Here is a 15,338-nt window from a genome sequence, read left to right on the forward strand (position 1 = left end):
CACTTATTCCTAGCTTAGCAAAAAAATCTAGGGAATGCAATCAAAAATAAATTTCTTATATCTTTCATTTTATTGTTATTTTATTAAATTTTTTAAAAATTAACTTGACTTAATTTTTTTTTTAATGTATATTAAATACGGGAGGGAGGAATTTGTTATGATACGTATTGAACACCTCAGCGTCTCCTACAAAGAAACGCTGGCACTAAAGGATATTTCACTAGTGCTCCACGGACCAACTATTACCGGAATTATTGGTCCAAATGGTGCTGGAAAATCAACTTTATTAAAAGGTATGTTGGGAATTATCCCACATGAAGGTCAGGCCTTTCTCGACGACAAAGAAGTCAAGAAATCTTTAAATCGAGTTGCCTATGTCGAGCAAAAAATCCATATCGACTACAATTTCCCTATCAAGGTCAAGGAATGTGTCTCTCTAGGACTCTATCCATCCATACCGCTCTTTCACACCTTAAAAGCTAGCCACTGGAAAAAAGTGGCAGATGCACTTGAAATCGTTGGACTCTCAGACTATGCTGATCGCCAAATCAGCCAGCTCTCAGGAGGACAATTCCAACGTGTTTTGATTGCCCGTTGCTTAGTGCAGGAAGCTGACTACATCTTTTTAGATGAGCCTTTTGCCGGGATTGACTCGATCAGTGAAGAGATTATCATGAATACGCTGAGAGACCTTAAAAAAGCTGGTAAAACAGTTCTCATCGTCCATCATGACCTCAGTAAAGTCCCCCATTATTTCGACCAAGTTTTGCTTCTCAATCGAGAATTAATAGACCTTGGTCCGACCGAAGAAACCTTTACCGAGGCCAATCTCAAAAAGGCCTACGGTAGCAAACTCTTTTTCAATGGAGGTGACCTATGATAGCAGAATTTATCGATGGATTGCAAAATTTCCATTTCCTACAAAACGCCTTGATCACAGCTATTGTCATCGGAGTCGTTGCTGGAGCCGTGGGATGTTTTATCATCCTACGCGGAATGTCTCTCATGGGGGATGCCATCTCTCACGCAGTTTTGCCTGGCGTAGCCCTTTCCTTTATCCTGGGAATTGATTTCTTTATTGGAGCGATCATCTTTGGTTTGATGGCTTCCATCATCATTACCTACATCAAGGGAAACTCTATCATCAAGAGTGACACTGCCATTGGTATTACCTTTTCATCTTTCTTAGCCTTAGGTGTCATCTTGATTAGTGTTGCCAAGAGTTCGACAGACCTCTTCCATATCCTTTTTGGGAATATCCTCGCTGTCCAAGATACAGACATGTGGATTACCATTGGTATGGGGGCATTGATTCTCTTGATTATCGGGATTTTCTTTAAACAACTATTGATTACATCCTTTGACGAGCTTCTGGCTAAAGCCATGGGAATGCCCGTTAATTTCTACCACTATCTGCTCATGGTGCTCTTGACCCTTGTGTCAGTCACTGCCATGCAAAGTGTTGGAACCATTCTTATCGTGGCCATGTTGATCACCCCAGCTGCGACGGCTTACCTTTATGCTAATAGCCTAAAGAGCATGATTTTTCTTTCATCAGGCCTAGGAGCTCTGGCTTCTGTTGTAGGGCTCTTTATCGGCTATAGTTTCAATCTCGCAGCAGGATCCAGCATCGTGCTCACATCCGCCAGCTTCTTTCTAATCAGTTTCTTTATCTCTCCTAAGCAACGATACTTGAAACTGAAAAACAAAAAAATCATTAAATAACGGGGAAACCCTTCTGGAGGAATCTAATGAAAAAATTAGGTACTTTGCTTGTTCTTTTTCTTTCTATCATTGGATTAGCTGCCTGTGCTAGCGGGAAAAAAGATACAGCATCTACAAACCAAAAACTAAAGGTTGTAGCGACTAACTCAATCATCGCTGATATTACCAAAAATATCGCTGGTGACAAGATTGATCTTCACAGTATCGTTCCTGTTGGTCAAGACCCACACGAATACGAACCACTTCCTGAAGACGTTAAGAAAACTTCTCAAGCTGATTTGATTTTCTATAACGGAATCAATCTTGAAACTGGTGGCAATGCTTGGTTTACCAAATTGGTCGAAAATGCCAAGAAAACTGAAAACAAAGACTACTTTGCAGTTAGCGACGGTGTAGACATCATCTACCTTGAAGGCCAAAACGAGAAAGGCAAAGAAGACCCACACGCTTGGCTCAACCTTGAAAATGGGATGATTTATGCTAAAAATATCGCTAAACAGCTAATCGCTAAGGATCCTAGCAACAAGGAATTCTACGAAAAAAATCTCAAAGACTATACTGAAAAACTAGACAAACTGGACAAGGAAGCCAAAGAGAAATTTAACAATATCCCTGCTGAGAAGAAACTTATCGTAACCAGCGAAGGATGCTTCAAATACTTCTCTAAAGCCTACGGTGTCCCAAGTGCCTACATCTGGGAAATCAACACGGAAGAAGAAGGTACGCCTGAACAAATCAAGACCTTGGTTGAAAAACTTCGCCAAACAAAAGTTCCATCTCTCTTTGTTGAGTCAAGTGTCGATGACCGTCCAATGAAGACTGTTTCACAAGACACAAATATCCCAATCTACGCACAAATCTTTACTGACTCAATCGCTGAAGAAGGTAAAGAAGGCGACAGCTACTACAACATGATGAAATACAACCTTGACAAGATTGCTGAAGGTTTGTCAAAATAATCCATTAAAAAACGTCGTTCTCACATGAACAGGCGTTTTTTTGTTTTCACTTTCCGGTCAAATCATTGGAAAAATCTGACAATTCTCGGTAAAATGAAAGAAAAAAGAATGGAGTAGTTCATGACCACTTTTCTCGGAAATCCTGTAACTTTTACAGGTAAACAACTGCAAGTCGGAGACAAGGCACTTGACTTTTCTCTTACGACAACCGATCTCTCTAAAAAAACGCTAGCTGACTTTGATGGAAAGAAAAAAGTCTTGAGTGTTGTCCCTTCTATCGATACTGGTATCTGCTCAACGCAAACACGTCGATTCAACCAAGAACTAGCTAACCTCGACAATACCGTCGTTCTTACTGTTTCTATGGACCTACCATTTGCCCAAGGACGCTGGTGCGGGGCTGAAGGCCTTGACAATGCCATCATGCTTTCAGACTACTTTGACCATTCTTTCGGGCGCGATTATGCCCTCTTGATCAACGAATGGCATCTCCTTGCACGCGCCGTCTTTGTTCTCGATGCTAACAATGTCATCCGTTATGTAGAATACGTTGACAACATCAACACGGAACCAGACTTTGAAGCTGCCATTGCTGCAGTTAAAGAACTGGACTAAAATCAAAGCCATTATGGCAGAAGGCTAGAGAAATCTAGCTTTTTTTGATATACTAGATGGAGAGAAAAGACAAGAGGAAACGAATGACGCCAAATAAAGAAGACTACCTAAAATGTATTTATGAAATCGGTACGGAAATGCAAAAAATCACCAATAAAGAAATTGCTGCCCGTATGCAGGTCTCTCCACCTGCCGTAACAGAGATGATCAAACGCATGAAAAGTGAAAATCTCATCCTCAAGGATAAGGAGAACGGCTATCTATTGACAGATATTGGCCTCAAACTGGTCTCTGAGCTCTATCGTAAACACCGTTTGATTGAAGTCTTTCTAGTTCACCATCTAGACTATACCAGCGATCAAATCCACGAAGAAGCTGAGGTCCTAGAGCACACTGTCTCTGACCTCTTTGTGGAGAGATTGGATAAACTGCTTGGCTTCCCTCAAACCTGTCCCCACGGTGGAACTATTCCTGCTAAAGGAGAACTCTTGGTTGAGATCAACAACCTACCTCTAGCAGATACTAAAGAGGCTGGAACCTATCTCCTGACTCGGGTTCATGATAGCTTTGATCTACTCAAATACTTAGAAAAGCATGACATTCATATCGGTGACCAACTCCAAGTCAAACAGTTTGATAATTTTTCCAATACTTTTACACTGGTCAACAAAGGTGAAGACCTCCAAGTTAGCATCGATATCGCCAAACAACTCTATGTCGAAAAAATCAACTAACCCCTTATTCCTGAAAGAAACTTCTTTCAGGGATTTTTTATTATTTTAGTTGTAAGTCCCATTCTTTTGGTGTAGAATAAAGTTAGAGAAAAGAGGGAGGTCATCTTATGAAAAAGCTCTTTAGAATCCATTTTGCAACCATTGCACTCAGTGATTTGCTACTATTAGCAATTTTTATCTCCAAAACCGATCCCTCTGTAGAGTGGATGCTACTCTCTGGCTTTATTTTCATCCTTGCTCAGGGACTACTGCTATTTCGCTTAGTCAACCGACTCAAACATCATTTCGTTGAGATTTATCCTCAGATTAACAAAAAAATTCGCCTCTATTATTTAGGGGTGCTCATCAGCGATTTTCTATTATTTGTCCTTTTAACCTTCGCTAGTTCTCAGCGATTTTCCTCTCTTATGCCAATCGTCACTGCTTGTCATTCTACTTTTTATTATCTGACGGCTAACTACCTAAGAGAAAACTATCCAGACTTTTACGACAAACACATTTCTTTATGCGATTGTTTCTAAACAAAAACCAAGCCAGCTGGGCTTGGTTTTCTTATCTATTTTTTGTATCAAGGATAATGGTGACTGGTCCGTCATTGACCAGCTCAACCTGCATATCCGCTCCAAAGATGCCTGTCTGAACGGGCACTTCTTGTGCTAGCTTTTGATTGAAATGCTCATAAAAGGCGACTGCCATATCTGGCTTGGCTGCACCTGTAAAGGCGGGACGATTGCCCTTCTTAGTGTCCGCAAAGAGGGTAAACTGAGAAATAGAAAGAATTGCGCCCTCAATATCCTTAACAGACAGGTTCATCTTGCCTTCCGCGTCTGAAAAAATCCGCATGTTGACGAGCTTTCTCACAGCATAGTCCAAATCTTCCTCTTGGTCCTCTGGGCCAACACCAACCAGTAATAAGAGTCCCTGATTGATTTTTCCCTGAACCTGACCTTCAATACTCACTTGAGCTTTCTTAACTCGTTGAATGATGATTTTCATAAAAATCCTTTCTAGATCTTAGCCATTGGTTCGTTTGACAGAGTAGACTTCTGGCACACTTTTAATCTTATCAACTACTGTCGTTAGAGTTGAGAGGTTTGAGATGCCAAAGGAGACATGGATATTGGCAAATTTCATATCCTTAGTTGGTTGGGCATTAACGGTTGAGATATTCTTGGTCGTGTTGGAAAGAACTTGTAGAACATCATTTAAGAGACCTGTACGGTTGAGGCCGTAGATATCGATGTGGGCAATATATTCCTTGCTTGAGTATTGATCTTCCCATTCCACATCAAGGAGACGTTGTTCGTAGTTTTCTTGGGCGCGAAGGTTCATACAGTCCACACGGTGAATGGCCACACCACGACCCTTGGTAATATAGCCAACAATGTCATCACCAGGAACGGGATTGCAACACTTAGCAATCCGTACTAGGAGACCTGAAGCACCTTCAATCACCACACCGCCCTCATGCTTGACCTTGAGCTTCTCCTTATTCTCAACCTTAACCTCACCACCCTTAACTAACTCATCAGCCTCTGCCCTAGCTTTGGCACGTTCCTCCTCACGGCGTTCCTTTTCAGTCAGACGGTTAAAGACGGTAATAGCACTGATTTCTCCAAAACCAATAGCAGCAAAGAGGGAGTCTTCTGTCTTGTAGCTGGTCTTTTGAAGGACTTGGTCCATGTGCCGCTTGTCCATATACTTATTAGCCACATAGCCATTCTCTTGGAGCTGATTAATCAGCAGTTCGCGTCCCTTATTAACAGACAATTCCTTGTCTTGGTTTTTAAAGAACTGACGAATCTTGTTGCGTGCCTTGCTGGTCTTAACCATGTTGAGCCAGTCACGACTCGGGCCAAAAGAGTTGGGGTTGGTGATAATTTCAACCTGATCCCCTGTCTTGAGCTTGGTTGTCAGAGGAACCATACGGCCATTGACCTTAGCACCAGTTGCTTTTTCACCGACTTTGGTATGGATTTCATAGGCAAAATCAATCGGGCCTGAATCTTTTGGAAGGGAGCGAACTGCACCATCTGGAGTAAAGACGTAAATCTCCTCCGCCAGATACTCTTCCTTAACAGAGTCCACAAATTCCTTGGCATCATCAGCCTGATCCTGGAGCTCCATCATCTCCTTGATCCAGTTCATCCCAATAGCAGATTCCTTGCTGTTGACCTGCCCTTTAATGCCTTTCTTATAAGCCCAGTGAGCCGCAACCCCGTACTCAGCCACTTCGTGCATTTCCTTGGTACGAATCTGGAATTCAATCGGTCCTTTTGGTCCATAGACAGTCGTATGGATAGACTGGTAACCATTGGCCTTACGGTTTGCGATATAGTCTTTGAAACGGCCTGGCATAGGTTTCCAAAGTTCATGCACATAACCCAGCATGGCGTAAACATCACTCTGGGTATCCAAGATACAGCGAATGGCAATCAGGTCATAAATCTCCTCAAAGCGTTTCTTCTTATCCTGCATCTTGCGATAGATAGAGTAGATATGCTTGGGACGGCCATAGATTTTCCCTTTTAGATTGCGTTCGGAAGTGTAGTCCTCTAACTTTGTCACGACTTCATCGACCAAAGCCTCACGCTCTCTGCGTTTTTCCTTCATCATATGAGTGATCTTGTAAAACTCAGTTGGATTGAGGTAACGGAAAGATAGATCTTCCAACTCCCACTTGACACTGGAAATCCCTAGACGATGAGCAAGTGGTGCATAAATTTCCATGGTTTCTCTGGAGATACGCTCTTGCTTGTCCTTTCGAAGGTGTTTGAGAGTCCGCATATTGTGCAAACGGTCCGATAATTTAACCAAGATAACACGGATATCCTCTGACATGGCCATAAGCATCTTGCGGTGATTTTCAGCCAATTGTTCCTCAAATGATTTGTACTCAACCTTACCAAGCTTGGTCACCCCATCAACGATAATCCGAACATCATGACCGAACTCTCTCTCTAGATCATCCAGTGTCGCATCTGTGTCTTCAACCACGTCATGCAAAAAACCACAAGCAACGGTTACGGCATCCAGCTTGAGCTTAGCCAGAATGCCTGCTACCTGAATGGGATGGATAATATAGGGCTCACCTGATTTCCGAAACTGCCCACTATGACAATCAACTGCGTAAATCAATGCTTTTTGTACAAAAGCAACGTCTTCCTTTGTTAAATATTCTTTCGTTAAAGCGACTACCTGATCGCCCGTCAAATTCACTTCTTTCGGCATCTATACTCTCCAATTCTTCCTACCATTTTATCACTTTTTTAAGGATATGAAAACTAGAAAAGCCTGTTTTTATGCCAATACCAATCATTAAAAAAACACTGCAAGATTTCTCTAGCAGTGTTTTGACATTTCATTTGCTTAGTAGACTGTTTTTTCAGTTTCTACATCGAAGAAGTGTGCTTTGTTCAAGTCAAATCCGAGTTCAACTGTTGCACCTGTTTGCAAGTAGTCACGAGCATCCACTTTGGCAACAAATTCATCTTTACCAACTTGGCAGTAAAGGTGAGATTCTGAACCAAGCAATTCTGATACTGAGATAGTTGCTTTAACAACAGATTCTGGGAATGTTTCAAGGAAAGCAGGTTCTGCATTCACATCTTCTGGACGGATACCGAAGATCAATTCTTTTCCTTCGTAGCCTTTGTCACGAAGAACTTTCAAAGCTCCTTCTGGTACTTTCAAGCGGAAACCGTCAGAAACAATTTCGCTACCAACTAGTTTCACATTGATGAAGTTCATAGCTGGGCTTCCGATGAATCCTGCTACAAATTTGTTAACTGGGTTTTTATAAACCTCTTGAGGGGTACCGATTTGTTCAACACGTCCGATAGTACCTGTACCAGCTGGGTTTTTAGTTGCTGACATGATAACGATACGGTCTGCAAGAGTCATCGCTTCTGTTTGGTCGTGGGTTACGTAGATAGTTGTAGCTCCGATACGACGGTGGATTTTCGCGATTTCAGCACGCATAGATACACGAAGTTTGGCATCCAAGTTTGACAAAGGTTCGTCCATCAAGAATACTTTTGCATCACGGACGATCGCACGACCCATGGCAACACGTTGACGTTGACCACCTGAAAGGTCAGCAGGTTTACGATCCAAGAATTCTTTCAAACCAAGAATTGCTGCCGCTTCTTGCACACGTTTGTCAATGTCTTCCTTGCTGTATTTACGCAATTTCAAACCGAAAGCCATGTTGTCATATACAGTCATGTGTGGGTAAAGAGCGTAGTTTTGGAATACCATGGCGATGTCACGGTCTTTTGGAGCTACGTCGTTGACAACCACGCCATCGATAGATGCAGTACCTTCTGTAATGTCTTCAAGACCAGCGATCATACGAAGAGTTGTTGATTTACCACATCCTGAAGGACCTACGAAAACGATAAATTCTTTGTCTTTGATGTCCAAGTTGAAGTCTTCAACTGAATAGTGTTCGCTGTTTGGATATTTTTTGTAAATATTTTTAAGATTTAATTCTACCATTGAGGTGAACTCCTTTTGTATTTTGATAGTTTCATTATATATGAAAACGCTTTACTTTTCTATGGCAAGATGACCAAAAAAATAAAAAAGTTCTGTGCAACTTGCACAAAACTTTAGAGAATATCTGGTAAAATCAACTGATAACACAAGGTAAGGTCCGTCAACTCCTTCAACTGAAGCCCTGTCAATTCTTCCCATTTATCAATCTTGTATTGGAGAGAATTGCGATGCAGATAGAGTTGCTGGGCTGTTTTAGTCAGAACAGCACTGTTTTCCCAAAGGGAGAGAATGATTTCCTGAATCTGGTCCTGATCCAAGATCATCTGGTGCAGGCATTCCTTGATTACCTTCAGGTCCACAAGTCTTTCCCCCATACTCCAAAGATAGAGCTGTGAAAAAGTGTGAACTCCTTGATGGCCCTGACGCCACCAAGTCTTAAACAAATCCCGCTCCGCTTTGATCAAGTCGGACAGAGCCTGATACCCAGCCTGTGACCAGACCTGCCCCAACATGATAGACAGACGAAGACCAAAGTCATACTCAACTGCCTCAATCGTATCGGATAAGATTGAGCGGACAGAGCTGTACTTATCTTGTTGAAGCACAAATACATAATCCTGAGCACCGACCTGTAGCACCGTCTGGCAGTTGGGAAAAAGAGTCCGCATCATGTCTAGCCAAGAAGCTAGATTTTCCTGTTGGAAATAGGAAAGATGGCAATAAACCAACTGAATTTTTTTAAATGTTTGCGGTGCCTGCCCCTTCCCCTCAATCAGATAGGAATACCAAGGATTGAGCGAACGAGCCTGCTCTTGCTGGGTCAAAAGGGCAACCAGCTGCTTTTCACGCTCGCTGAGCCCAGCTTCCTCCAGTAAAATCCACTTCTGAGAAGCTAAAGGGAGAGTGAGATAGCCTGGTTTCTCTACTGGCTGATCTGAAATCTGAGCTTCAGGAAACCAGTCTTGTAATTCCTTTGCAATCATATCCTAGTCCTCCACTTTTTGGATGCACCAAGAAATTATGGTCTCTAGACGCTCCACATTTTCAGTCAGATGGAGATAGCCCATCACTGCTTCAAAGCCAGTAGACATACGGTAAGTCACCACATCAGCATTTTTAGCCTTTGTGTGGCTATTGGTATTGCGACCACGTTTGTAGATTTCTTCTTCCTTTTCCGTCAGGACTTGCTCTTCTAACATAAGGGCAATCAAGCGAGCCTGAGCCTTGGCTGACACATACTTGGTCGCCTCTTGGTGGAGTTTATTGGGTTTGGTCATGCCTTTAAGGATGAGATGGCGACGAATATACATGGAGTAAACTGCATCTCCCTCAAAAGCCAGCGCAATCCCGTTAATGAGATTGACATCAATCACGAGTCCACCTCACTCCATCCTTGGTGTCAAGTAGCTTAATCCCTTGAGCAGCCAATTGATCACGGATTTGGTCCGCTGTCGCAAAGTCACGATTAGCACGCGCTTCTTGACGTTTTTGGATTAAGGCTTCAATGTCTGCATCCAAAACTTCCTCTACAAAGACAATCCCAAAGACTTCCAACATATCTGCAAGAGCTTCCTTAACACTTGCATCATAGTTTCCTGAGTTGATCCACTTGGCCATTTCAAAGACAACTGTGATGCCGTTGGCAGAGTTGAAATCCTCATCCATAGCGGCTACAAACTTATCTTTAAAGGCTTGTAACTCTTGGACATCAACACTCCCAGTAAATGGCTGCTCATAAGTGTTCTTCAGATACTTGAGATTAGTCTCCGCATCACGCACTGCTTTTTCCGTAAAGTTGATTGGCTTGCGATAATGTTGGGTCGCAAAGAAGAAACGAAGCACTTGTCCATCAATAGTTTTAAGGGCATCGTGTACGGTGATAAAGTTGCCCAAGGACTTGGACATCTTGACATTATCGATGTTGACAAAGCCATTGTGCATCCAGTAGTTGGCGAAAGTCTTGCCTGTTTTTGCTTCTGACTGGGCAATTTCATTAGTGTGGTGAGGAAACTCAAGGTCTGCTCCACCACCGTGGATATCAATGGTATCACCTAGAATCTCTGTCGACATAACCGAACACTCGATATGCCAGCCCGGACGACCAGGTCCCCAAGGACTATCCCAAGAAATCTCGCCTGGTTTGGCAGCTTTCCAAAGGGCAAAGTCTACAGGATTTTCCTTGCGAGCCGTTTCTTCATCGGTACGACCTGAAGCACCTAGCTCCAAATCTTCCAAGGTTTTATTGGCCAATCTAGCATAGTTGTGGGATTTTTCCACACGGAAGTAAACATCCCCTTGACTCTCATAGGCAAAGCCTTTCTCAATCAAGTCTTCCACAAAACGGATAATGTCCGCCATAAACTCCACTACACGCGGATGGCGGGTAGCAGGTTTGACACCCAAGGCTGTCACGTCCTCACGAAAGGCAGCGATGTACTTGTCCGCCACTTCCTGAGGCGTGATGCCTTCTTCCTTGGCACGGTTGATAATCTTATCATCCACATCCGTAAAATTGGAAATATAGGTAACCTCATACCCACGGTACTCAAAATAACGACGAATGGTATCAAAAGCCACCGTCGAACGGGCATTCCCCACGTGGATATAGTTGTAGACGGTTGGCCCACAGACATACATCTTAACCTTGCCGTCCTCGATAGGGACAAATTCTCGCAAATCACGAGACATGGTGTCATAGATTTTAATCATAAATCATAATCAGGAAAGCTAAAATCCAAGAACTGTTAGTTTCATCACTAAAAGTTCAATTGAATTTCAGTCCGAATATCTCTACACTTCGGAATCCCTTGCTCCTTTCTCATTCAGATAAACCACCTGAGTCTGTTTGACAAAGCCGATTTTTTCATACAAGCACTTGGCACCTACGTTGCTATCCTCTACTGCAATCTGAAATTCCTTATCATTTTGCTCAATCAGTTGGTTGACTAGAGATTTTGCTAAGTAGCTTCCATAGCCTTTTCCACGTTCAGGTTCCGATATTACCAAACCATAGAGGTAATTCGTATTAGTCGATAAATCTACCGTGCAAGTTCCAATAATCTGACCGTTTTTTAATAAAATATATAGGCGACTTTCTGGATCTTTCAGAGCTTCGGCGACATATCTATCCGCAACTTCTCTCGATTCATGTTCCTCTGAAAATGCCTGAAATTTTAACTGGCTAATTTGCTCCTGATACGAACTATCTGCTAACAAAACTTCAATATTGGAAAGTTTTGCTAACTGATAAGGTCTTCTATCCTTACCTAACCAGGTTTCTGTCTCTTCATCCTCGACCAATCCCCAGTTGCTGACAAAATCAGGATGACGCTCTAGAAAAATACGTTCTGTCTGAAAAGTAACTGAACGAATAGGGAAAGAAGCCGTTTCTTTCTCAAAACTCGTAAACAAAGCACGCGCAATTCCCTGACGGCGATGATTTGGATGAACCAGTATCGTCACTTCCACATCTTGGTCATCAGCATAGACGGTTAATAGACCAACAAGTTCGCCTTTTTCATAATAAAGGAAAAAGGCGGGTATGTTTGGGTCAAAATTAAGCATGTTAGAGAGATAGGGATCACGATAAGTTCCATCATGGGATTGGCAACAATTAATTAGTTTTTTCGCCTCAGATAACTCCTCTTGGCTTAACTTGTTTCTTGCTTGAATCATATAGATACCCTCTACAAACCAGACGATCTGTGACTGGCTTCTTTAGCCTGCTCGAGTTTATTGACGTAGTACTCTCGTTTTTCTTCGACTTCGTGAATGACAGGCTCATCCTTCTTACCATGAAGGCGGACAATCTTGGCTGGAATACCGACAACTGTCACATCACTAGGCACGTCTGCCACGACAACTGCTGCTGCACCGACCTTGGCATTTTCACCGATTTCTACAGGCCCGATAACTTGGGCATGGGCTGATATGAGTGCTCCCTTTCGTACAGTCGGATGGCGTTTGCCACAGTCTTTCCCTGTTCCACCAAGAGTCACTCCGTGATAGAGAAGAACGCCTTTTTCAACAATCGCTGTCTCTCCAATCACCAAGCCTGAACCGTGGTCGATAAAGACACCTGAATCAATCTGAGCACCCGGATGTATCTCGATCTGGGTCCAGAAGCGCCAAAACTGACTGTGCATACGAGCCAGGAGTTTGAAGCCATGCTTCCAGAGAAAATGGGAAAGACGGTGGGCCGCCAAGGCCTTGACACCTGGATAAGTCAGCAAAACCTCCAAAGTGGTGCGGGCCGCTGGATCATTTTCTTTTACGATATCAATGGTTTCGCGCCACCATCCCATACATTTCTCCTTTTCTTATTCTGAATCTTTTGGTGTTTCTGTAAATTCTTTCTTAGGTTTGTGGTCCTTGTGATGACGTGGACGGTGAGGACGTTCAGACTTTTCGCCTTTTTCATCATGCTCAGGTTTTGGTGGACGAGGAAGAAGAGCTTTCATAGAGGCATCAATACGGCCTTTTTCATCAATCTTGATAACCTTAACGTCGACTTCATCACCGATAGCTACCAAGTCCTCGACACGGTTGGTACGAGTCCAAGCCATTTCTGAGATGTGAACGAGGGCATCTGTCTTGTCAAAGAGATTGACAAAGGCACCGAATTTCTCGATACGAACAACTTTAGCATGGTAAACTTCATCCACTTTGGCTTCACGAACCAAGCCAGCGATGATTTCTTTGGTTCGGTTAATGGCATCTTGGTCGCTAGAGTAGATGGACACATTTCCTTCTTCGTCGATATCAATCTTAACGCCTGTTTCAGCGATAATCTTGTCGATGGTTTCTCCACCCTTACCGATGACAATCTTGATCTTGTCGACATCAATCTTGATGGTATCAATTTTCGGAGCAGTTGGAGCCAATTCTGGACGAACTTCTGGAATAGTTGCTTCAATCACATCAAGGATTTCAAAACGCGCTTTTTTGGCTTGAGCAAGAGCCTCAGTCAAGATTTCTGCAGTAATTCCTTGAATTTTGATATCCATTTGAAGGGCTGTAATCCCGTCGCGAGTACCTGCAACCTTAAAGTCCATGTCTCCAAAGTGGTCTTCCAAACCTTGGATATCTGTCAATACTGTGTAGTTATTTCCATCTGAGATGAGACCCATGGCAATACCAGCTACTGGCGCCTTGATTGGCACACCACCAGCCATAAGGGCAAGAGTTCCCGCACAGATTGAAGCTTGAGAAGAAGAACCGTTTGATTCTAATACTTCAGCTACCAAGCGGATCGCATATGGGAATTCTTCCAAGCTTGGCAAAACTTGCGCAAGAGCACGCTCACCGAGAGCACCGTGACCAATTTCACGACGACCTGGCGCACCATAACGACCAGTTTCCCCTACAGAGTATTGCGGGAAGTTATAGTGGTGCATAAAGCGTTTCTTGTACTCTGGGTCCAAACCATCGATGATTTGAGTTTCTCCCATCGGAGCCAAAGTCAAGACTGAAAGGGCTTGAGTTTGTCCACGAGTGAAAAGACCGGAACCGTGTACACGAGGAAGATAGTCAACCTGCGCATCTAAAGGACGGATTTCATCGACCTTACGACCGTCAGGACGCACCTTATCTTCTGTAATCAAACGGCGCACTTCAGCGTGTTCCATTTGTTCCAAGATTTCAGCCACATCTCGCATGATACGGTCACATTCTTCATGGTCTGCATATTTTTCTTCGTAAACCGCTGTTACTTGGTCTTTAACTGCTTGAGTTGCAGCTTCACGAGCCAATTTTTCTTCTACTTGGACCGCTGTTTGGAGGTCGCTGTTGTAAGCTGCAATGATTTCAGCTTGCAAGTCAGCGTCTACATGAAGCAATTCCACTTCTGCTTTTTCTTTACCGACTGCCGCAACGATTTCTTCTTGGAAGGCAATCAATTCTTTGACTGCTTCGTGCCCTTTCAGAAGGGCTTCCAACATGATATCTTCAGACAGTTCCTTGGCACCAGACTCAACCATGTTGATAGCATGCTTGGTCCCAGCTACTGTCAATTCAAGAAGCGATTGCTCTGCCTGTTCTTGAGTAGGGTTGATGATGATTTGGCCATCAACATAACCCACTTGTACCCCAGCGATTGGTCCGTCAAAAGGAATGTCTGAGATAGAAAGCGCCAAGGATGAACCAAACATAGCCGCCATTGGTGCAGATGCATTTTCATCATAAGAAAGAACCGTATTGATGACTTGCACTTCATTACGGAAACCTTCCGCAAACATAGGGCGGATTGGACGGTCAATCAAACGCGCTGTCAAGGTCGCATCTGTTGAAGGACGTCCTTCACGTTTCATAAAGCCTCCAGGAAACTTCCCAGCCGCATACATTTTTTCTTCATAGTTGACTTGGAGTGGGAAGAAATCCCCAGTTGCCATTTTCTTAGACATGACGGCTGCAGTCAAGACAGTTGACTCACCGTAACGCACGACAACAGCTCCGTTTGCTTGCTTGGCAACCTGACCAGTCTCTACGATTAACTCACGACCCGCAAAAGTCGTTTGAAACACTTGTTTTGTCATTTTAATCCCCTTTGGATTGATGAAATTATACGCCTTGCCTACAAAAATCAGGATACAAAGGGCGTAAAGAATCCCGTATGAAAATAGGAGATTGGCGCAGTGTGCGATGCACACCAGGAAATCTATCTTTTTCACTAGGGATTTAGCCCGTGTTCAACTATCTAAATACCTTGAAAAGTTTAAAAATATTATTCTTTAGCATTTGTATCTTTTATAGCATAGCAGATTTGAATAGCTAAGAATCTGTTTATACCCTCATCTTTGTATCAAGT

Annotated in this window: 15 protein-coding genes; 6 read left to right on the forward strand and 9 right to left on the reverse strand. The window is 43.1% G+C overall.

Features of this window, described 5'->3' with window-relative positions; all coding sequences use genetic code 11:
* Positions 1-157: 157 nt before the first annotated feature.
* From GOM47_RS07450 to GOM47_RS07475, 6 genes are all read left to right on the forward strand, one after another.
* The gene (locus GOM47_RS07450; RefSeq protein WP_235080383.1) at positions 158-880 is read left to right on the forward strand and encodes a metal ABC transporter ATP-binding protein; all 723 of its coding nucleotides are present in this window, start codon (positions 158-160) and stop codon (positions 878-880) included.
* On the forward strand, positions 877-1,725 hold the full coding sequence (locus GOM47_RS07455) for a metal ABC transporter permease (protein WP_000559793.1): 849 nt from the start codon (positions 877-879) through the stop codon (positions 1,723-1,725). The genes GOM47_RS07450 and GOM47_RS07455 overlap by 4 nt, the downstream gene beginning before the upstream one ends.
* A 26-nt stretch (positions 1,726-1,751) precedes the next feature.
* Positions 1,752-2,684: a metal ABC transporter substrate-binding protein gene (locus tag GOM47_RS07460; RefSeq protein ID WP_084973118.1), complete on the forward strand. Its 933-nt coding sequence runs from the start codon at positions 1,752-1,754 to the stop codon at positions 2,682-2,684.
* A 120-nt stretch (positions 2,685-2,804) separates the two neighbouring features.
* Positions 2,805-3,299 (forward strand): thiol peroxidase, encoded by a 495-nt coding sequence (gene tpx, locus GOM47_RS07465; RefSeq protein ID WP_235080384.1) that lies wholly within the window; start codon positions 2,805-2,807, stop codon positions 3,297-3,299.
* An 83-nt stretch (positions 3,300-3,382) separates the two neighbouring features.
* The gene (locus GOM47_RS07470; RefSeq protein WP_235080385.1) at positions 3,383-4,033 is read left to right on the forward strand and encodes a metal-dependent transcriptional regulator; all 651 of its coding nucleotides are present in this window, start codon (positions 3,383-3,385) and stop codon (positions 4,031-4,033) included.
* Between the two features lie 107 nt (positions 4,034-4,140).
* Positions 4,141-4,554 (forward strand): hypothetical protein, encoded by a 414-nt coding sequence (locus tag GOM47_RS07475; protein ID WP_235080386.1) that lies wholly within the window; start codon positions 4,141-4,143, stop codon positions 4,552-4,554.
* 31 nt (positions 4,555-4,585) lie between these two features.
* Here GOM47_RS07475 and dtd read toward each other — a convergent pair whose 3' ends face one another.
* The 9 genes from dtd to pnp form a co-directional block, all read right to left on the reverse strand.
* On the reverse strand, positions 4,586-5,029 hold the full coding sequence (gene dtd, locus GOM47_RS07480) for a D-aminoacyl-tRNA deacylase (protein WP_235080387.1): 444 nt from the start codon (positions 5,027-5,029) through the stop codon (positions 4,586-4,588).
* Between the two features lie 18 nt (positions 5,030-5,047).
* Complete coding sequence (locus GOM47_RS07485; protein ID WP_235080388.1) at positions 5,048-7,264, reverse strand: RelA/SpoT family protein; 2,217 nt, start codon at positions 7,262-7,264, stop codon at positions 5,048-5,050.
* A gap of 138 nt (positions 7,265-7,402) precedes the next feature.
* The gene (locus tag GOM47_RS07490; protein ID WP_000229944.1) at positions 7,403-8,533 is read right to left on the reverse strand and encodes an ABC transporter ATP-binding protein; all 1,131 of its coding nucleotides are present in this window, start codon (positions 8,531-8,533) and stop codon (positions 7,403-7,405) included.
* Positions 8,534-8,646: 113 nt separating this feature from the next.
* Complete coding sequence (locus GOM47_RS07495) at positions 8,647-9,516, reverse strand: helix-turn-helix domain-containing protein (RefSeq protein ID WP_235080389.1); 870 nt, start codon at positions 9,514-9,516, stop codon at positions 8,647-8,649.
* A gap of 3 nt (positions 9,517-9,519) precedes the next feature.
* The gene (locus GOM47_RS07500) at positions 9,520-9,906 is read right to left on the reverse strand and encodes a Mini-ribonuclease 3 (RefSeq protein ID WP_235080390.1); all 387 of its coding nucleotides are present in this window, start codon (positions 9,904-9,906) and stop codon (positions 9,520-9,522) included.
* The gene (gene cysS, locus GOM47_RS07505; protein WP_235080391.1) at positions 9,899-11,242 is read right to left on the reverse strand and encodes a cysteine--tRNA ligase; all 1,344 of its coding nucleotides are present in this window, start codon (positions 11,240-11,242) and stop codon (positions 9,899-9,901) included. Before cysS ends, GOM47_RS07500 begins: the two co-directional genes overlap by 8 nt.
* Before the next feature lie 81 nt (positions 11,243-11,323).
* Positions 11,324-12,208, reverse strand: coding sequence for a GNAT family N-acetyltransferase (locus GOM47_RS07510; RefSeq protein ID WP_235080392.1), 885 nt, complete (start codon positions 12,206-12,208; stop codon positions 11,324-11,326).
* Between the two features lie 11 nt (positions 12,209-12,219).
* Positions 12,220-12,837 carry a serine O-acetyltransferase gene (cysE, locus tag GOM47_RS07515; protein WP_172931214.1) on the reverse strand — a complete coding sequence of 206 codons (618 nt, stop codon included), beginning with the start codon at positions 12,835-12,837 and terminating at the stop codon, positions 12,220-12,222.
* A 15-nt stretch (positions 12,838-12,852) separates the two neighbouring features.
* Complete coding sequence (gene pnp, locus GOM47_RS07520) at positions 12,853-15,066, reverse strand: polyribonucleotide nucleotidyltransferase (RefSeq protein ID WP_235080393.1); 2,214 nt, start codon at positions 15,064-15,066, stop codon at positions 12,853-12,855.
* Positions 15,067-15,338: the final 272 nt, after the last annotated feature.

Source organism: Streptococcus oralis (assembly GCF_021497945.1).
In the GTDB taxonomy this organism is placed as follows: Bacteria; Bacillota; Bacilli; order Lactobacillales; family Streptococcaceae; genus Streptococcus; species Streptococcus oralis_BR.